The 18,657-nt window shown below is 64.5% G+C and carries 16 protein-coding genes; 6 read left to right on the forward strand and 10 right to left on the reverse strand.

Translation table 11 applies throughout. The features are described from left to right. Positions 1-56: 56 nt before the first annotated feature. On the reverse strand, positions 57-1,490 hold the full coding sequence (locus A3M3_RS0103715; protein ID WP_028265214.1) for an FAD-dependent oxidoreductase: 1,434 nt from the start codon (positions 1,488-1,490) through the stop codon (positions 57-59). A gap of 186 nt (positions 1,491-1,676) precedes the next feature. On the opposite strand from A3M3_RS0103715, the gene rarD reads away from it, so the two are divergent. After that, positions 1,677-2,693 carry an EamA family transporter RarD gene (gene rarD, locus A3M3_RS23665; protein WP_035741318.1) on the forward strand — a complete coding sequence of 339 codons (1,017 nt, stop codon included), beginning with the start codon at positions 1,677-1,679 and terminating at the stop codon, positions 2,691-2,693. Between the two features lie 131 nt (positions 2,694-2,824). On the opposite strand, the gene gabT is transcribed toward rarD, so the two are convergent. Both gabT and A3M3_RS0103730 read right to left on the reverse strand, forming a co-directional pair. After that, entirely contained in the window at positions 2,825-4,189 is a 1,365-nt protein-coding gene (gene gabT, locus A3M3_RS0103725) for a 4-aminobutyrate--2-oxoglutarate transaminase (RefSeq protein ID WP_028265215.1), read from the reverse strand. Positions 4,190-4,234: 45 nt separating this feature from the next. Then, complete coding sequence (locus A3M3_RS0103730) at positions 4,235-5,665, reverse strand: gamma-aminobutyraldehyde dehydrogenase (RefSeq protein WP_028265216.1); 1,431 nt, start codon at positions 5,663-5,665, stop codon at positions 4,235-4,237. A 143-nt stretch (positions 5,666-5,808) separates the two neighbouring features. Between A3M3_RS0103730 and A3M3_RS0103735 the strand changes: the two genes are divergently transcribed. From A3M3_RS0103735 to A3M3_RS0103755, 5 genes are all read left to right on the forward strand, one after another. Then, positions 5,809-7,251 (forward strand): PucR family transcriptional regulator, encoded by a 1,443-nt coding sequence (locus A3M3_RS0103735; protein WP_028265217.1) that lies wholly within the window; start codon positions 5,809-5,811, stop codon positions 7,249-7,251. 119 nt (positions 7,252-7,370) lie between these two features. Then, a complete protein-coding gene (locus tag A3M3_RS0103740; protein ID WP_028265218.1) occupies positions 7,371-8,636 on the forward strand; it encodes an MFS transporter in 1,266 nt (421 codons plus the stop codon). Beyond that, positions 8,633-9,313 (forward strand): FadR/GntR family transcriptional regulator, encoded by a 681-nt coding sequence (locus tag A3M3_RS0103745; RefSeq protein ID WP_028265219.1) that lies wholly within the window; start codon positions 8,633-8,635, stop codon positions 9,311-9,313. Before A3M3_RS0103740 ends, A3M3_RS0103745 begins: the two co-directional genes overlap by 4 nt. Before the next feature lie 126 nt (positions 9,314-9,439). Then, complete coding sequence (locus A3M3_RS0103750; RefSeq protein WP_231497171.1) at positions 9,440-9,844, forward strand: hypothetical protein; 405 nt, start codon at positions 9,440-9,442, stop codon at positions 9,842-9,844. Between the two features lie 32 nt (positions 9,845-9,876). Next, on the forward strand, positions 9,877-10,875 hold the full coding sequence (locus tag A3M3_RS0103755) for a DDE-type integrase/transposase/recombinase (protein ID WP_197023106.1): 999 nt from the start codon (positions 9,877-9,879) through the stop codon (positions 10,873-10,875). A gap of 121 nt (positions 10,876-10,996) precedes the next feature. Here A3M3_RS0103755 and A3M3_RS0103760 read toward each other — a convergent pair whose 3' ends face one another. The 7 genes from A3M3_RS0103760 to A3M3_RS0103790 all read right to left on the reverse strand — a co-directional run bounded on the left by A3M3_RS0103760 (position 10,997) and on the right by A3M3_RS0103790 (position 18,577). Continuing rightward, the gene (locus A3M3_RS0103760) at positions 10,997-12,373 is read right to left on the reverse strand and encodes an MBL fold metallo-hydrolase (protein WP_028265220.1); all 1,377 of its coding nucleotides are present in this window, start codon (positions 12,371-12,373) and stop codon (positions 10,997-10,999) included. Between the two features lie 104 nt (positions 12,374-12,477). Beyond that, complete coding sequence (locus A3M3_RS0103765; RefSeq protein ID WP_028265221.1) at positions 12,478-13,944, reverse strand: FAD-dependent oxidoreductase; 1,467 nt, start codon at positions 13,942-13,944, stop codon at positions 12,478-12,480. Positions 13,945-14,043: 99 nt separating this feature from the next. Further along, complete coding sequence (cobA, locus tag A3M3_RS0103770; RefSeq protein WP_028265222.1) at positions 14,044-15,300, reverse strand: uroporphyrinogen-III C-methyltransferase; 1,257 nt, start codon at positions 15,298-15,300, stop codon at positions 14,044-14,046. 100 nt (positions 15,301-15,400) lie between these two features. Next, on the reverse strand, positions 15,401-15,697 hold the full coding sequence (locus tag A3M3_RS0103775) for a putative quinol monooxygenase (protein ID WP_028265223.1): 297 nt from the start codon (positions 15,695-15,697) through the stop codon (positions 15,401-15,403). A 126-nt stretch (positions 15,698-15,823) separates the two neighbouring features. Further along, positions 15,824-16,864 (reverse strand): LLM class flavin-dependent oxidoreductase, encoded by a 1,041-nt coding sequence (locus tag A3M3_RS0103780; protein WP_028265224.1) that lies wholly within the window; start codon positions 16,862-16,864, stop codon positions 15,824-15,826. A 35-nt stretch (positions 16,865-16,899) separates the two neighbouring features. Continuing rightward, positions 16,900-17,850 carry an ABC transporter permease gene (locus A3M3_RS0103785; RefSeq protein ID WP_028265225.1) on the reverse strand — a complete coding sequence of 317 codons (951 nt, stop codon included), beginning with the start codon at positions 17,848-17,850 and terminating at the stop codon, positions 16,900-16,902. Continuing rightward, positions 17,840-18,577: an ABC transporter ATP-binding protein gene (locus tag A3M3_RS0103790; RefSeq protein ID WP_028265226.1), complete on the reverse strand. Its 738-nt coding sequence runs from the start codon at positions 18,575-18,577 to the stop codon at positions 17,840-17,842. Before A3M3_RS0103790 ends, A3M3_RS0103785 begins: the two co-directional genes overlap by 11 nt. Positions 18,578-18,657 lie beyond the last annotated feature (80 nt).

Raw genomic sequence — 18,657 nt, forward strand, 5'->3', positions numbered from 1 at the left:
ACCGGCCAGTCTAGTTGCGTCGCGAAGCTTTGCCTATGGGTGGTCGGCGAGGGCCGCTAGGCGCGCGAGATCTCGATCATTTCCTCGCGCGGGACTACCTTGACGCGTTCGCGTACGACGCCGGCGTCCGGGTTTTCTGCCGTCCAAGCGGCACCGAGGGCTGCTTCGTGCGCATCGAGCTTGTTCCAGCCTTCCCAGGTGGTGTATTGGATGCCCCGCTCTTCCAGGAGGTTGATGATGGCCTGTGGGTCCGGATTCTCGGCCGGGGGCAGCGTGAGCCGGTCCTCCAGGAGGCAACCGATGGTCTCCAGGGCGTCGCCCTTGGTGTGACCGATCAGGCCGACGGGTCCACGCTTGATCCAACCCGTCGCGTAGATGCCCGGCACCGGCTTGCCGTCGGCGTCCAGCACCCGCCCGCCGTCGTTGGGAATGACACCACGGCGCGCATCGTACTCGAGCTCGTCCAACGGGGAACCGTGGTAGCCGATGGCGCGGTAGACGGCCTGGATCGGATAGTCCACGAACTCGCCGGTGCCCTTGACGTTTCCTGTGCCGTCCAGTTGCATGCGCTCGAACTTGATGCCGGAGACTTTCCCGGAGCCGTCTTCGGAAACGATCTCTACCGGGCTGTGCAGGAAATGCAGGTGCAAGCGGCGGGAAGAGGGCTGCTCGGCTTCGGCATGTTCCTCGACGAGCCAGTTGGTCAGCGTATTGACCATGGTCTTGATCTGGTTGTTGCTGCGGATAGCCTCGTCAGAGGCTTCGTCAAACTCGAAATCCTCCGGGTACAGCACAATGTCCACGTCGTTGGAGTGCGAGAGCTCGCGCAGTTCCAACGGGGTGAACTTGATCTGGGCAGGGCCGCGGCGGCCGAAGACGTGCACGTCCGTCACGGGCGAGTTCTTGAGCCCGGCGTAGACGTTGTCCGGGATTTCAGTCACCAGGAGGTCGTCGGCGTGCTTGGAGAGCATGCGGGCCACGTCCAGCGCCACGTTGCCGTTGCCGATGACTGCTACTTCCTTGGCATCCAGCGGCCATTCGCGCGGCACATCAGGGTGACCGTCATACCAGGAGACGAAGTCGGCCCCACCGAAGGAGCCTTCCAGCTCGATTCCGGGGATGTTCAGCTCCGCGTCCTTGATGGCGCCCGTGGAGAAGATCACGGCGTCGTAGAAGGACCGGAAGTCATGCAGCGTGAGGTCGCGGCCGTATGTCACGTTGCCGAGGAAGCGGATGTCTCCGCGATCCAGGACCTTGTGAAGCGCGTTGACGATGCCCTTGATGCGGGGATGGTCGGGTGCCACCCCGTAGCGGATCAGGCCGTAGGGCGCCGGGTATGCCTCGAAAAGGTCGATGCTGACCTCGACATCGCCATCCTTGACCTCGCTGGATTTGGTCAGGATGTCCGCGGCATATACGCCGGCCGGTCCTGCGCCGACAATAGCGACGCGCAGTGGACGTGTTGACGTGGTTTCGGCCGAGTTGGACACCGTGAACCCTTCTGAGACAGGAATCCGCCCCGCGTGGTGGGGCGCGCAGTTTTCAATTCTAGTTCTCACTTGCCTGCGGAGTGTCAGTCCATGGCGGGAGGTGACACGAGCAGACAAGGAAGATCACAGTAACTTTCCGGCCGTACGGTCAGGAATACCTTCGCAAAATATGGTGTTCTTGACACTGTGTCTACGCCCGAGCAAACCGCCTCTGCCCAGTCCGCCACCACCGCTTCGAATGCTGCAGCCGCCTCCGCCGCAACGGCAAAGGCAAAGAAGGAGACGACGGCGGGAGTGGTGTTCGGCATCGGAGCATACGGGCTGTGGGGGCTGCTTCCGCTCTACTTCGTGGTGCTGCAGCCCGCCGGAGCGGTGGAAATTGTCGCCAACCGAGTGATCTGGTCGCTGATCTTCTGTGCCCTGCTCATCACCGTCACCCGGACGTGGCGTCTTCTGGGCAATGCTTTCAGGGACCGGGCTGTCCTTGGGCCGCTCACCATAGCCGCCGGGCTGATCGCTATCAACTGGCTGACCTACACCTTCGGGGTCACCACCGGGCATGCCGTCGAAGCCTCGCTCGGATACTTCATCAACCCCCTCGTCTCTGTGCTCCTCGGCGTGTTCGTTCTGAAGGAAACGCTCCGCCCGCTCCAGTGGGCCGCCGTCGGGATCGGCTTCATCGCCGTCGGCGTACTGACTGTTTCCTATGGCAAGCTGCCGTGGATCGCTTTGGTCCTGGCCTTCACGTTCGGGCTGTACGGTTTCGTGAAGAAGCGCGTGGGACCGAAGGTCACTGCCGTCACGAGTCTTACGGTGGAGACCGTGATTCTCGCCCCGATCGCCGGTGCCACAATGATTGCCCTGGGCCTTACGGGAGCCGGGACCTTGGGAAGCAACGGCCCCGGCCACTTCTGGCTACTTGCGGCTTCGGGCATCATCACGGCCGTGCCGCTCCTGTTCTTCGGCGCTTCTGCCCGCCGCCTGCCCATGACCACCATCGGCTTGCTGCAATACTTCGCACCGATCCTCCAGTTCATCGTGGCCCTCGCCGTCTTCCACGAAGCCATGACCCCCGACCGCTGGGTGGGCTTCGGCATCGTGTGGTTGGCTCTGCTGCTCCTGACCCTCGACATGCTCCGCACCGCACGCAAGAACTCGGTCATCAGGAAAAGGGCAAAGCTCAGCGCCGCCTCGGCCAGCTAGCCCGCGCCCGCGAACCAGCTAGCCCGCGCTTCCCCCATGGACATGCCCCTCGTTAAACGCCAAGGATGGACATAGCAGCACTATGTCCATCCTTGGTACGCAGAGGTGGGCATGTCCACCTGTGGTGGTGGCTAGGAGTTGGCCTTGATGGCCGTTGCCAGGACCTCGAGGCCGTCAAGGAGCAGTTCGTCGCTGATGACCAGCGGCGGCAGCAAGCGGATCACGTTGCCGTAGGTACCGCAGGTCAGGATGATGACGCCTTCCTGAAGACACGCAGCCGCAACTGCCTTGGTCAATTCCGCGTTCGGTTCCTTGGAACCGGCCTGCACCAGTTCGATCGCCAGCATGGCACCGCGCCCACGGACGTCGCCGATGACCGCACCTGCGGAAGGATCAACCGCGAGTTCACGCAAGCGACCGAGTGCGATTTCCTCGATGTGGCGAGCTCGGGCGTTGAGGTCGTGCTGTTCCATGGTGCCGATGGCAGCCAGAGCTGCGGCACAAGCAACCGGGTTGCCACCGTAGGTGCCGCCGAGGCCGCCCGGGTGGACGGCGTCGAGCAGCTCTGCGCGGCCTGTGATGGCGGACAGCGGGAGGCCGCCGGCAATGCCTTTTGCCATGGTGATGATGTCGGGGACAACACCTTCGTGGTTGACGGCGAACCATTCGCCGGTCCGGCAGAAACCGGACTGGACCTCGTCTGCAATGAAGACAATGCCCTTTTCCTTGGCCCAGGCGGACAGTGCCGGCAGGAAACCAACGGCTGGGACAATGAAGCCGCCCTCGCCCTGGATCGGTTCGATGATGATCGCGGCAACCTGCTCGCCACCGATCTGCTTCTCGATCATGGTGATGGCGCGCTTGGCGGCTTCGGCGCCCGTGATCTCGGGGTTTTCCTCGCGGAACGGGTAGCTCATCGGCATGCGGTAGACCTCGGGCGCGAACGGGCCGAAATTGGTCTTGTACGGCATGGCCTTGGCGGTGAGCGCCATGGTCAGGTTGGTGCGGCCGTGGTAGGCGTGGTCGAAAGCGACGACGGCGTCACGGCCGGTTGCCAGGCGTGCCACCTTGACGGCGTTCTCCACGGCTTCGGCACCCGAGTTGAACAGCACGGTGCGCTTCTCGTGGTCGCCTGGGGTGAGTCGGTTCAGCTGCTCGGCCACGGCAACGTAGCCCTCGTAAGGGGTGACCATGAAGCACGTGTGGGTGAAGTGCGCTGCAGCGTCCTGGACGGCGGCGACGACGGCGGGGTCCGAGGCGCCGACGCTCGTCACGGCGATGCCCGAGCCGAGGTCGATGAAGGAGTTGCCGTCAACGTCGCGGATGATGCCGCCGTCGGCGTCCTCAACGTAGACCGGGACGCCCGAGGAGACTCCGGCGGCGACGACGGCTGAGCGGCGCTCGTTCAGGGCCTGGGACTTGGGGCCGGGGAAGACTCCGGTGATGTTGCGCTTCTGGTCCAGGCGGTAGGTGATTTCATGTGCTGTTGCGGTCATGATAGTTCTTTCTTTCTAGCGAATGCGTGCAGGTGGGTCCAGGAGTCAGGCATCAAGTGCGGACATGACGTGCTTGATGCGCGTGTAGTCCTCGACGCCGTACATGGACAGGTCCTTGCCGTAGCCGGACTGTTTGAAGCCGCCGTGCGGCATCTCAGCGGTCAGCAGGATGTGGGTGTTGATCCAGACCGCGCCGAAGTCCAGGTCGCGGCTCATCCGCATGGCGGTGCCGTGGTCCGTGGTCCAGACGCTGGATGCGAGGGCGTATTCGACGTCGTTGGCCAGCTCGAGTGCCTCGGCCTCGGTGGTGAACTTCTGGACGGTAATGACGGGGCCGAAGGTTTCCTTCTGGACGACGTCGTCTGTCTGCTTGGCGCCGGTGATGATAGTGGGCTCGAAGAAGAAGCCCTTGTCACCTGCGCGGTGGCCGCCGGTTTCGATCTTGCAGTTGGCCGGCAGGTGCTCCACTACCGAGTTCACGGCGTTGAAGTGGTTCACGTTGTTGAGCGGGCCGAAGTAGTTTTCGTCGTCGTTCTGCGAACCTGTGTGCAGCGTCTTGGTGTGCTCCACCATGGCGGAAACCATGTCGTCATGGATGGAATCTTCGATCAGCACGCGGGTGATGGCCGTGCAGTCCTGGCCGGCGTTGAAGAACGCGAATTCGGCGATTGCCGCTGCGCTCTTCTTGATGTCGGCGTCCTTGAAGACGATGGCCGGGGCCTTGCCGCCGAGTTCCAGGTGGGCACGCTTGAGGCCTTTGGCCGCGCCAGTGGCCACGGCGATGCCGGCGCGGACGGAGCCGGTGATGGAGACGAGGCCCGGCACCTTGTGCTCAACCATCATGGCGCCGGTGCCCGCGTTGCCGAGGACAACATTGAGCACGCCGGCCGGGAAGATTTCCCCTGCCAGCCGGGCCAGGACCAAGGTGGATTCCGGAGTGGTGTCAGAAGGCTTGAGCACCACGGTGTTGCCCGCGGCAAGGGCGGGACCGATCTTCCAGATGCCCATGAGGAACGGGTAGTTCCATGGTGCAACCTGGGCGACGACGCCGATCGGTTCGCGGCGGACGTACGAGGTGTGGCCCTCGAAGTACTCGCCTGCGGACTTGCCTTCCATGATGCGCGCGGCGCCGGCGAAGAAGCGGAGCTGGTCTGCACCGGCGGCAACTTCCTCGGATGCGATGAGGGCGCGGACCTGGCCGGTGTTGCGGTGCTGTGCCTCAACGAGCTCGTCGCTATTGGCTTCGATGGCATCGGCGAGCTTGAGCAGCATGAGCTGGCGCTGGCCAGGCGTGACATGCTTCCAAGACTTGAAGGCTTCTTTCGCAGCGTTCATGGCAGCATCTACGTCGGCTGCCGTAGAGATCGGCGCATGAGCGACAATCTCCCCGTTGGTGGGGTTCACGATGTCGAGCAGTTCGGTTCCTGCCGGCGTGACGAACTCGCCGTTGATGAAGTTCTGCAAGGTTTGGACCACGGTGTACAACCTCTTTCAGTGTCTAGGTATTGGTTGCAGCTGCTCCGAGCCTATGCCAGCACCCCGTGGGGCGGAATAGGCAGATGCACACCCTGCACACGCCAGCTTCGTGCGAATGACCAGTGCCGGGATATCCTTTCTGGATGGCAATGTCTCTCGCCGCGCTCGTCGGTGTCCCCTCTCTTCGGTTACGCAAAGCCGGCCTCGCGGAAACCACCTGGAACGAAGATATCCGCTGGGTGGCCGTGACCGAGCAGGAAGATCCGCAACGGTTCCTCAATGGCGGCGAACTGATCCTGACTACGGGACTCCGGCTGAACGGCGCAGCGGAACAACGTCGCTTTGTGCGCCAGGTCCAGCGCGCCGGGGCCGTTGGCATCGGCTTCGGCACAGGCCTGACCCATGATTCCGTGCCTTCGGCCCTGGTTGCCGAGGCGAACCGCTGGGGCCTGCCCTTGGTGGAAGTCCCGTACGAGACCCCCTTCATCGCCATCGGTAAACTCGTCGCGGATTCACAGTCCGCCGACCACTACTCCAAGTTGGAGCGCCTCATCGCCGGGCACCAGATCCTGGCCCGGGCCCTGTTGACCGGTGGCGGTCTGGGAGAGTTGCTCAAGCAGTTGGGCAGCATGCTCCGGACCGACATCGCGCTTACGCAGTTCAGCGCCCAGCTCTACAACAGCGTGGCCGGCAACCCCGCGCCGACGGCCGACGATTGGGCCTCCTTCCCTATCCCGACCGGCCGCCGCGACGCCTGCACCCTGTGGATCAAGGAACCCTTCGGTGACACCGGGATTGTCGGTTATGCGCAGAACCTGATCAGCGTGGAGCTCAACAACATGGTCAAGCAACGCCAGAGCCAGCGGGCACTCGCCGGCCAGGTGCTGGACGACGTCATCCACGGAACGCTGGACACGGTCGAGGCCGCCCGCCGCCTGGCCGGCGTCGGAATCAACAGCACCCGCAAGAACGTGGTGCTGCTGGTGGTTTCCGCGGCCCATCACAAACAACTCAGCAGCACCTCGCTACCGCAGTCCCTCGACGCCGGGGTGACCGCCGTCGTCGGGAAGGATCTGGTGACGGTGGTGCCCGACGACGGCAGTTCCGCGAGCGCGCTCGCCAAAGACCTCAGCGATCATCTTTTGGAAGCCGGGATCCACGCGATGATCGGTATCGGCGGCGCCTACACCAAGCCGAACGGCGTGCGCTGGAGCTACTTTGAAGCGCGCGACGCCGTAGCCCACGGGCTGCCGGTCAACGAGCCCGAAAGGCTCAGCCTGACATCGCTGTTGCTAGCAAGCGAAGACGTGCCGCTCGCCGACATGGCCAGTGAAGCCCTCACTCCCCTGCGCAAGTTCGACGCCGCCCACGGCTCCGAACTCGTTTCGACCCTGGAAAGCTACCTCAACCACAATGGTTCCGTGGCCGCCGTCGCCGAAGACCTGACCTTGCACCGCAACACGGTGCGGTACCGTCTGGCTCAAATCACGGACCTGACCGGCTACGACCCGGCCCAGACTGCGGACCGGGTGCAGTTGTGGCTTGCCTTGGCGGTGCAGCGACTCGGATCGCGCACCCTGCGCTGACATAGGCTGCCCAGAACCATGTTCCTGACTGTCGTGAGACTGCCAGCGCCTGAACTCAGGCCCGGAGATTTTCGCCACAAAACTTCCGGCACCAAACATCAAACGTCTAACCTTTAGATATGGCTTCAACTCACCCGGTACCCCACGCCCTGGAAGCAACCCCTCTGCCGGTCAGCGGCGGAACGGTAGCACCCAAATCCCGCATGGTCGCCGTCGTCGGGATCATCGCCGTCACCCTGATCGGCCTGAACCTCCGCGCCGGCATCACCAGCGCGGCGGCATTGTTCCATGATCTGCAAGCCTTCCTCGGTTACGGGGCGCTCGTGGCGTCCATTCTTCCGTCCATCCCCCTGCTGTGTTTCGCCGTCGCGGGTCTGGGCACTTCCTGGTTGTCGCGCCGGATCGGCGTCGAAAAGTCGATCTTCGTGGCGCTGGCGATGTTGGCTGCCGGGCTTCTGGTCCGCAGCATCCCCGCAACCGGCGCCCTCCTCGCCGGAACAGTGCTGGCGATGTCCGGCCTGGCGGTGTGCAACGTGGCCATGCCGTCGTACATCCGTGAACACTACGCGGCAAAGACGTCCATGATGACCGGGCTGTACACCTTCACGATGTCCGGTGGTGCGACCTTCGCCGCCGCAGTCAGCGTGCCCCTTGCCGAGCAACTGGGCTCGCCGTCGATGGGCCTGGCCGCTTGGGGCATCCTTGGCGTCGCCGCGCTTCTTGGCTTCCTGCCGATGGTCCTCCACACCCATCGCACTTCCCGCGCTGCCAAGCAAGAGCACATCTCCATGTGGCCGCTCCTGCGCACCCGGCTGGGATTCCTGATCACCGCCATCTTCACGCTGCAGGCCTTCCTTGCTTATGCCGTGATGAGCTGGTTTGCCTACATTCTGACCAGCCAAGGGCTCAGCGCTTCCGAGAGTGGCCTGCAGTTCGGACTGATGCAGCTGGTCTCCGTGGCTGGCGGCATGATTCTGCTGGTCATCGGCTCGCGGCCTCGCATGATGCGGCCTGCCCTGTACCTAGGCAGCGGGACCACTCTGGTGGGCATACCCGCAATGCTGTTGCTGCCGACGTCGTTCGCTGCGGTTCCCGCCGTGCTGTTCGGTTTCGGACTGGGCATCTTTCCGCTGGTGCTGGTGATCATCAGCCGCAGCGGGCGCACGACGGCGGAGACCACCGCCATGTCCACCGTCGCCCAGTCCGTGGGCTACTTGATTGCGGCCTTGGGGCCTTTCGGGATGGGCCTGCTCCACAGTGCTACCGGCGCTTGGACCCTCCCGCTGACTCTCTTGGCGGCCGTAGCCGTCGCCCTCATCGTGACGTGCCACCTGTTGACCAGCAAACGCACGCCGCTCAAGGCAGGACCGAGGGCCGTCGCATGAGCCTGACGCCTTCGCACCGTCCCGCCCTGGCCGAGGAAGTCACCGGGCAACTGCGGGGCATGATCCAGTCCGGAGAGTGGCCGCTGCAGGAGAAGATTCCGGCCGAGCCGGAGCTCATGGCCTCGCTCGGCGTCTCGCGAGGCACCCTGCGCGAAGCCATCAAGGCCCTGGCACACAGCGGAATGCTCGAGGTCCGCCGCGGTGATGGCACGTATGTCCGGGCCACCAGCGAGATCTTCGGCGCGGCTCAGCGGATGTACAAGGAACACACGCAGGAGCACGTGGTCGAGGTCCGCGTGGGGCTCGACACCCAGGCCGCCCGGCTGGCCACGAAGCACGCTACGGCCGACGATATCGCCGCCATGCGGGCCCTTCTCCAAGAACGCAACGACGCATGGCTCGCGGGCGACTACCCCGCGTGGGCCCGAGCGGACTGGGACTTCCACGAACGGGTGGCGCTGGCGTCGGGCAACCCATTGCTGCACGAGTTGTACGTGTCCTTCGGCGGGGTATTCCATGACGATCTCCTCCGCCAGCAGCGCAGGTCCGGCTTCAACGGCATCCCCCACGAAGGCCACGGCGAGCTCGCCGACGCCATCGAGGCGCGCGACGAGGCTGCCGCCGTCGCGAGCGTCTACCGAAACCTGGACTTCGCAGCGGACTGGCTCACCAACTAACGCTCCCTCAGCTATACGCCCAAAACCGGGGACGCTCGCTCAGCTATGTCCGCCTTCTTCCGGACGCCCCCTCTTCGTCAAGCTGGTTGTGAGTCATTCATTAGCTGTTGATTGAAGGAGCCGGCGGTGCCCGTTGATAACAAGGGTTTTACGCGTGAAGAGATCCGTGAGTTCATGCATGAGTATTATTTGCAGCCGCACGGGACGAGGAAGGAGTGGCTTGCCTCGACGCCCATTTCCGACTGGACGTTCCGCAGGTGGCGCAAGATGTTGGTCCAGGGCGATATCGACCGTGGTCTGATTCCGCGGGAGCATGGAGGCATGGCCCCTACAAATCGTGAGCTCTCCGCGTTTGAAAAAGCACGCTCGAAGGAAATGGCTGCCCACCGTGCCGAAGTCGAAAAACTCCAGAAGCGGGTGCAGGAGCTGGAGGATACGAATTCCGCGCTGGGAAAAGCTATCGGGCTCTTGCACGAGTTGAGCGTGCCCGAGCCCGATACAACCCAGACGAGCGCTCAGAAGGATTCGTAGCGGCCGAGAACAGTCTTGTCCTGGCGCTGCATGTGATCACCGGCTCCCAGCGGACAGCGCTCGTGCTTGCGGGCGTGTCGCGCGGGACCTGGCATTACCGGTTCAATCCCCGTCCGGCGGTGCAGGACCCGATCCACCAGGTTGACCGGGCCTACGAATGCCGGATCAGCTCCGCGCATCAGGAGCGGATCCTGGGGTTCATCCTGGCCGGTTGGGGGAAGGGCAACTCTGTTGACCATTCCTTCGCCACAGCCTGGGACGACGGCGTGCTGCTCGCTTCCAACCGCACCTGGTGGCGGATCGCGGCAGGGTACGAGGATCAGCTGGCCCGCCCAACCTTCCCGCGCAAGCGTGGCGGCAAGCGGGGTTCCGCTCAGAAGCCGGTGCTCAAGGCGACCGGACCTTGCCAGGTCTGGTCCTGGGACATCTCCGACGTCTATTCCAAGTGGCAGGGGAAGGTTTTCAAGGTGTACTCCATCATGGACATCTTCTCCCGGGAGATCGTCGGCTGGCGGGTGGAGGAACGCGAGTCCGACCACCTCGCCGCGGACATGTTCGAGACAGCCATCGCCCGGCACGGCGCCCCGGACATCGTGCATGCCGATTCAGGCCCGGCCATGAAATCAAACCTGCTCCGTGAGACCCTCACCGCCCACGGTGTGGAACTGTCCCATAACCGCCCGTACGTCTCCAACGACAATCCCTTCTCGGAGTCAGGGTTTCGCACGATGAAATACCGGCCCGGCTACCCCCGCACCTTTGACGATCTCGAGGCCGCGAGGGAGTACCTCACCGGCTATGTGCACTGGTACAGCACCGATCACAAACACTCCGGCATCGCACTGTTCTCACCCTCACAAGTCCACAACGGCTCGTGGAAAGAACTCTGGGACAAACGAGACAAAGTCCACCAGGACTACTACGAACGACACCCAGAAAGATTCCGCCAACGACCCACCACACCGGCCCCCGCCCAACACGTCGGGATCAACCTGCCCGAGACCAAAACACCCCAAAAACTAGCCCAGTGACTCCACACAGCTTGACAATTTTCGGCCCGCTCACTTATACGCCCAAAACCGGGGACGCCCGCTCACTTCAGGTGAGCGAGGGTCAGCGGGAAACACCCCATAGCTGAGCGAGGGGCGGGGGTCAGCCGGGATTGCTTGTGAGTTCGACGCCCGCGTCTGCCGCCTCGCCGAAGTGACCGTCGATAAGCACCACGTCGCGGCCGACCCGGTGCAGCAGGCTCGCGGCGACGGCGGCACGGTAGCCAGAGGTGCAATGCACCCAAGTCCGCACATCCGGCACCTCGTCCAGCCGGAGCAAAAGCTCATGAAGCGGAACGTTCACTGCCCCCGACACATGGGAGGCGGCAAATTCCTCGGCACGGCGCACATCCAGCACTGTTTCATCCGAGGTTCGGTTTTGTACCAATCCCGGCCAGTCGGCAACTGGGTAATGCACCAAGGGGGTGCCTGGCGCGAGGGCCCCGGGATCTTCACCGACGGCGGCATCCGGGGAGTCGATTCCGATCCTGGCGAGGTCGCGGACGGCGTTTTGGACGTCGTCGTGGGCTCCCAGCAAGGTCAGCGGCCTGTTCCATGGCAGGACCCAGCCGAGATAGCTCGTGAAGCTCGATCCTGTCCCGTATTCAAAAGCCACGCTCCCCCGCAGGTGGCTGGCGGCGAACGCCACGCGGCGGCGCAGGTCCACCACCCATTCTCCGGCCTCGAGCCTGCGCTCCAGTTCCGCGGATTCCACCGATTTCGGCACCTCAAGCATCGCGGGGCCGGGGCCGAGGGCGTTGAGCGGGCTCATGTGTGCGTAGTAGCTCGGGTAGGCCGTGATATTGGCCAGGAGGTGCCTGACGAAGTGGTCTTCGTCAGGGTCTGTCAGGGCGTGGTTGGTGGCGGCCTGCTCGCCGATGGTCGAGGCGGGGATCCTGCTCGCGGGGCCGATGGAGCAGAACGAACCAAAGCCATGGGTCGGATACAGGACCGCTTCCGGCGCTGCTTCAGCCACCAGCCGCCGAACGGACGCGTACTGGTCATGAGCCAGTCCGGCAGTGCTTTCCGGGGCGATCAAGTCCGTGCGTCCCACCGAACCGTAGAGCAGGCTTCCACCGGAAAACACCGCTTGCCGGATGCCGGTGCCTGCGTCGGGATCCGAAACGACATAGGCCAGATGCGTGTGGGTATGGCCGGGAGTAGCCACTGCTTTCACGGAAAGCCTGCCCACCTTGAACGTCTGCCCTGGAACAACGGGCTCACGGTCAAACGCCACGTTGTCTGCGGCGTTTACGAGGTACACGGCGTGGTGGTCCCGCGCGAGGACAAGCCCGCCCGTGACGTAGTCGTTGTGGAGGTGGGTTTCCGCGACGTGCGTGATCGCCACCCCCGCGCTGCGAGCTGCCGTTTCGACCCGGTCGGTATCGCGCTGGGGGTCGATCGCGAGCGCCACCGTGCCGTCATGAACGAGGTAGCTGCGGTCCCCCAGTTGGGTCGTTTCGACGACGACAACTTCCATGACGCGAGTCTAACCCCGGCAACAAGCAACGCGGGGTCACTTAGCGCCCATTCCGATGCTCCGGATGGGCTCTAAGTGACCCCGCGTTGCGTGAGGCAGTAACCCTAGACCTGGGCGGCGACCCCGTCGCGGGAGATGTCCACCATGTCCTCGCGCGGCACAACCTTGATGCGCTCGCGCTGAACCTCGACGCCGTGGGAGGTGCCGGCGTCGGACGCGGCAGCTCCCAAAGCGAGCTCGTGGGCATCCAGGGCCAGCCAGCCTTCCCAGCTGGTGAACTTCACGCCGCGGGCGTCCAGGAGCTCGACGACGGCGTCCGCCTCGGGAGCGGGGGCGAACGGCAGGTTTTCGCGGTCTTCCAACAGGTACGTGACGGTCTCCAGGGCGTCGCCCTTGGTGTGGCCGATCAAGCCGATGGGTCCGCGCTTGATCCAGCCCGTTGCGTAGAGGCCGGGAACATGCTCGCCGGAAGCGTCCAGGACGCGTCCGCCGTCGTTGGCGACGACCCCGCGCCGGTGGTCGAATTCGACGTCCGGCAGGGCAGAACCGAAGTAGCCGATGGCGCGGTAGACGGCCTGGACCGGGTAATCAACGATCTCGCCGGTACCACGCGCGTTGCCCGTGCCGTCCAATTCGTTGCGCTCGAACTTGATCGCCGCGACCTTGCCCGGAGTCTCTGCGGAATCCACGATTTCTACGGGGCTGTGCAGGAAGTGCAGGTGCAGGCGACGGGAGGCCTTGAGCTCGGAGATGTCCTCGGGCTGCTCGGCGATCCAGTTGGTGAGGGTACCCACCATGGTCTTGGTCTGGTTGTTCGTCTGGATCTGGCGGTCCGACTCTTCGTCGAACTCGAAGTCCTCGGCATAGAGGATGATGTCAACGTCCTTGGAGTGGGACAGCTCGCGGAGTTCCAGCGGGGTGAACTTCACCTGGGCCGGACCGCGGCGGCCGAAAACGTGCACGTCCGTGACCGGCGAAGCCTTGAGTCCGGCGTAGACGTTGTCCGGGATTTCGGTGACCAGGAGGTCATCGGCGTGCTTGGAGAGGACGCGGGCCACGTCGAGCGCCACGTTTCCGTTGCCAAGCACGGCAACCGAGGTGGCTTCGAGCGGCCATTCGCGGGGAACGTCCGGGTGGCCGTCGTACCAGGAGACGAAGTCCGCGCCGCCGAAGGAGCCCTCCAGCTCGATGCCGGGGATATTCAGGTCCGCATCCTTGATGGCGCCGGTGGCGAAGATGACGGCGTCGTAGTGGGTGCGCAGGTCTTCGATGGAGATGTCAGTGCCGTAGTCGACGTTGCCGAGGAAGCGGATGTCGCCGCGGTCCAGGACCTTGTGGAGGGCGTTGACGATGCCCTTGATGCGTGGGTGGTCAGGGGCGACGCCGTAGCGGATCAGGCCGTAGGGGGCCGGGTAGCGGTCGAAGAGGTCGATCCTGACGGTCAGTTCGCCGCTCTTGACGGCTTCGCTCTTGGTCAGGATGTCCGCGGCGTAGACGCCGGCCGGGCCGGAGCCGACGACGGCGACGCGCAGCGGACGTGCGGCGGTTCCTACGGTGGTGCTAGATGACACGGCTGTGTTCCTTTTCTTCGGTGCCGCCCAACTAGCTCGCATTTGTTGTCGTTTAGACGGCTCATAACGACAACAATTGGGAGTTAGTTGGGTGAGGGGCTAGGGGGTGGCGACGCGGGGCTTGTTGGGGGTCAGGGTGCTGTAGTCAGCGGTCTTGAAATGTGCGGGGGCGAACGGGCTCACACGCACCACGTCGCCAATCACAATCACTGCGGGATTCGCGACGCCGGTGGCCTCGGCTTGCTCGGCAATGGTTGCCAAAGTGCCGATCGTGACGCGCTGTTCGGGCATATAGCCGTTCTCTACGATACCTACCGGAGTGTCCAAAGGCATTCCGGAGCCAACGAGGGCCGCGGCGGATTCCCGAAGTTTGGCGACACCCATGAGCAGGATCACAGTGTGGTCCGGACGGGCCGGGACCTCCGACAGCTCTTCGTGGCCGGTCACCACGCTGAAGCCCTTCGCGAGTCCGCGGTGCGTTACGGGAATCCCTGCCGCCGCGGGCACGGAAATCGCCGACGTGACGCCGGGAACCACTTCAACCTCGACGCCGTTCTGCCGGCAGAATTCCGCTTCCTCGCCACCGCGGCCCAGGACATAGGGATCGCCGCCCTTGAGCCGCACCACGCGGTGGCCAGTCAGGGCCTCTTCCACAAGGATCCGGTTGATCTCCAGTTGCGGCACGGGGTGGTGGCCGGGGGTCTTGCCGACCTCAATCACGCGGACATCCGGCGCTAGTTCCCGCAGCAAGTCGCGCGGTCCAAGGCGGTCCGCCACCACGACGTCGGCCTGGCCCAGGAGGCGACGGCCGCGGACCGTGATGAGCCCGGAATCGCCCGGACCGCCACCCACGAGTGCGACGCTTCCGGCGGAGGCCCGACGGCGGCGGAGCGGGAGGTCACCCGTCTCAAGCGCGGTGGCAACGGCGTCGCGCAGCGCCATGGCACGGCGAGGGTCTCCCCCGGCGTTGATCGCGATCTTGACATCGTCCACTACGGCGACGGCCGGGGTCCATGCAGCCGAGGATTCGTGGTCCGAGGCGTTGACGCACCAGATGCGCTGCGCTTCGGCGTCGGCGGCTACTTGGGCGTCAACAGCCGCAACGCCAGTGGCCGTCTGGACGAACCAGACGCCGTCGACGTCGGAAGAAAGGTAAGTGCGCGGCTCCCAGGTGAGCAGTCCGGAGGCCGCGAGTTCGCGGAGCGCGTCGGAGGCAACGGGAGCCACCACGGTCACCCGGGCACCGGCGTCGAGCAGGCCCTTGGCGCGTCGCGCAGCCACGGGTCCGCCGCCCACCACGAGCACCGGGCGGCCAAGCAGCCGCAGGGCCGTGGGGTAGATGTCCTGTATTGCCATGAAAAAACTGTAGGGCCGGGCCGTAACATGCTTCAAAGGTCCGGAAACACCAGTTCACGCTAGGTAACCCTGCGTCACATAGTGGCTGACGCTGTGCCGCCTACTTCACGGCGATGAGTTCGATCAGCTTAAGGTCCGGATCCTTCCCGAGCAGTGCAGGACCGTGCTCGCCAAGTGCGGCGGGGATGGCGCCGTTAAGGTGGGCCTGCCGGTCCTCCTCGGTGTCGAAAGTGTCGAAGATGCCGAAGGTGTTTTCGCTGACGCGAAAGGCGTACCACGTCCGGGTTCCGGCTTCGTTGAGCACAATTTCGCGCCCCCCGTTGAGGAAATTCCAGACCTCCTCCTCCTTCCCCGCTTTGGCTTCGAGCAATGCCAGCACTCCAAATTTTGGCGCCACGGCTGTCTCCTTGGAATTGGGAATGATCGGCCGTATACCGGCTGATAGCCGTGAGTGTAGGCCCGTACTTGGGGCCGGACAAGGAGTCTCAGGGAAGGAACAGTTCCGGGGCTGGCCTGCGTCACATTACGCTCGCGCTGCGGGCGCCTCCCAGCCGATCGCCGGAGCCACGTATGTGGCAATGTTGCCCAGCAGCTTGATGTTGTAGTCCACCCCGAGTTGGTTGGGGACGGTCACCAGCACGGTGTCCGCAGCCTGGACCGCTGCATCCTGCGCGAGTTCCTCCGCCAGGGCATCGGGCGCGCCGACGTAGCTCTTGCCGAATCGCGACAACGCGCCGTCGAGCATGCCCACTTGGTCCCGGCTTTCCGCTTGCCCGCGGAGCCCGAAATAGCGTTCGTCCTCGGCGTCCACCACGGGGATGACGCTGCGGCTGACTGACACGCGCGGTTCGAAGTCGTGTCCGGCCGCTGCCCACGCCTCGCGGAACATGCTGATCTGTTCGGCCTGGAGTTGGTCGAAGGGAACTCCGGTGTCCTCCGTCAGGAGGGTGGAGCTCATGAGGTTCATGCCTTGTTCCGCGGCCCAGACGGCGGTCTTGCGGGTGCCTGCGCCCCACCAGATGCGCTGCGGCAGGCCGGGCGACGTCGGCTGGATCGGCAGGAGGCCGCGGCCGCCGCCCATGAAGGAAGGATCGGCTTCGGCTACGCCATGTCCTGCGATGGCGTGCCGGAACACGGCGGTGTGGCGGCGGGCCATGGCCGTGTCGTCCTCACCCTCGGCCGGCTTGTATCCGAAGTACCGCGCACCGTGGAGAGCCGGCTCGGGTGAACCACGGCTGATGCCCAACTGAAGCCTGCCTTGGCTGATGAGATCCGTGGCCGCGGCTTCCTCGGCCATGTACAGGGGGTTCTCGTAACGCATGTCGATCACGCCGGTGCCCATTTCAATCCGCTTGGTCCGGGCAGCGATGGCGGCCAACAGTGGGAATGGCGAGGCCTGTTGGCGTGCAAAATGGTGCACCCGGAAGAAGGCTCCGTTGATGCCAAGCTCTTCGGCCGCGACTGCGAGGTCGATCCCTTGTAGCAGGGCGTCGCCGGCCGAACGAGTCAGCGAGCCTTGGACAGGTCCCCAATGGCCGAAGGAAAGAAAACCGATTCGTTTCATGCCCGCATCAACCACGGGGCGGGCCGGGGAATTCCTTAGCGCGTGCTCCCCGCCAGGAGGCCACGGCGCAGCAGGAGGCGGCGTTCGATCGGGGCGAAGACCAGAAGTTCAATCAGGATGCCCACGAACAGGATGGCGAGGATCGCGGACATGACCGTGGCCATGTCAGACAAGGTGCGTCCCTGGTCCAGAAGCGAACCGAGTCCGAATCCGATGGTGCCGCCCACCGCGATGATCTCGGCGGCCATAAGGGAACGCCAAGAGAAAGCCCAACCCTGCTTGAGTCCGCTGAGGTAGCCGGGGAGGGCCGCGGGCAACACAATCTGCAAGGCCATCTGGAGCCGGGATGCGCCAAGGACCTTGCCCACGCTCCGGTATTGCGGCGGGATTTGGTCGACGCCGGAAATCAGGCCGTTGATGATGGACGGGATGGCACCCATCAGGACAACGAAGTACACGGTCCCGTCCGAGAGTCCGAACCAGATGATGGCAGCCGGAACCCAGGCCACCGACGGCAGCACCTGGAGCCCGGAAATGAGCGGCCCGAAAGCACGGCGCAGCGGCTGCACCTGCGCGAGGAGCAAGCCCATGGGCGTGGCCACGGCAACGCTGATGAGGAAGCCGATGACCCCGCGCTGAAGTGAGGTCCAGATGGCTTCTTGGGCTTTGCCGTCGGCCCAGAGCGAACCGAACTGGCCCAGGACATCAAGCGGGCCGGGGACCTGGTCGCGGCGCTTCAAGCCGAGGGAAACGTAGAACTGCCACGCCAGGATCAGCACCAGGAGTGCCGCGATCGGGAGGATGATCCGGGCCCAGTCGATACGTGCCTTGCGGTGGGCATCCGACTGTAGCTTGTCCAGGCCGGCTTCGAGGTCCCGGAGTTCGTCCGGGTTTCCCTTCAGGGACGGCGAGGTGATGTGCCGGGCCTCCTCGGTGTCCGGCAGCGTGCTTTCCCCTGTGCGGAGGGTTTCTTGTTCAATTGGCATGGCGGCGGATTTCCTCACGCAGGCGGCGGGTAATGGTTCCGGTCAGCTCCCCGGCACGGCCGGCGTCGGTCCGGTGTTCCTCGGTGACGTTCCACTCGGCAACAACCCGTCCCGGCCGGGAGGAGAGCAGCAGGACCCGCTGGCCCAGCCGGACGGCTTCGCGCACGTTGTGCGTCACGAACACGATGGTTCGGCCGGTTTCCTTCCAGATCCGTTCAAGCTCGTCATGCAGGAGGTCCCGGGTAATGGCGTCGAGGGCGGCGAACGGTTCGTCCATGAGCAACAGCTGCCGGTCCTGTGCCAACGCGCGGGCCAGGGCGACGCGTTGGCGCATGCCGCCGGAGAGCTCGTGCGGGCGCTTCTCCCCGGCGCCGCCCAAATGGACGAGGTCCAGCAACTCGCCTGCACGGGCAGCCCGCGACGCTTTGCTCAGGCTGCCGGACCTGTCCGCGAGCTTCAGCGCGAGTTCGATGTTGCCTCGGGCAGTGAGCCACGGGAACAGCGCGGAATCCTGGAACATGAAGGCCGCGCCGTCGCTGGGCACTTCCAGGGCGCCCGACGTCGGCTGGTCCAGCCCCGCGAGGATGTTCAGCAGGGTGGATTTGCCGCAGCCGGACGCACCGAGCAGGGCGACGAACTCGCCTTGTTCGATGGTGGCGTTGACGTCGTCCAGCACCGGGGCGCCGTCGCCGAAGCGTTTACCCAAGTGTTCCAGTACGACTGGCATGGTCCCGTCCTTCGTTTGTTGCTTCGTTAGTGAAAGTGCACCCAACTAACTAGCAGTTGTTGTCGTTATGAGCCCTCAAA

It is taken from the genome of Arthrobacter sp. MA-N2, from assembly GCF_000517125.1.
GTDB classification, from domain to species: domain Bacteria; phylum Actinomycetota; class Actinomycetes; order Actinomycetales; family Micrococcaceae; genus Arthrobacter; species Arthrobacter methylotrophus.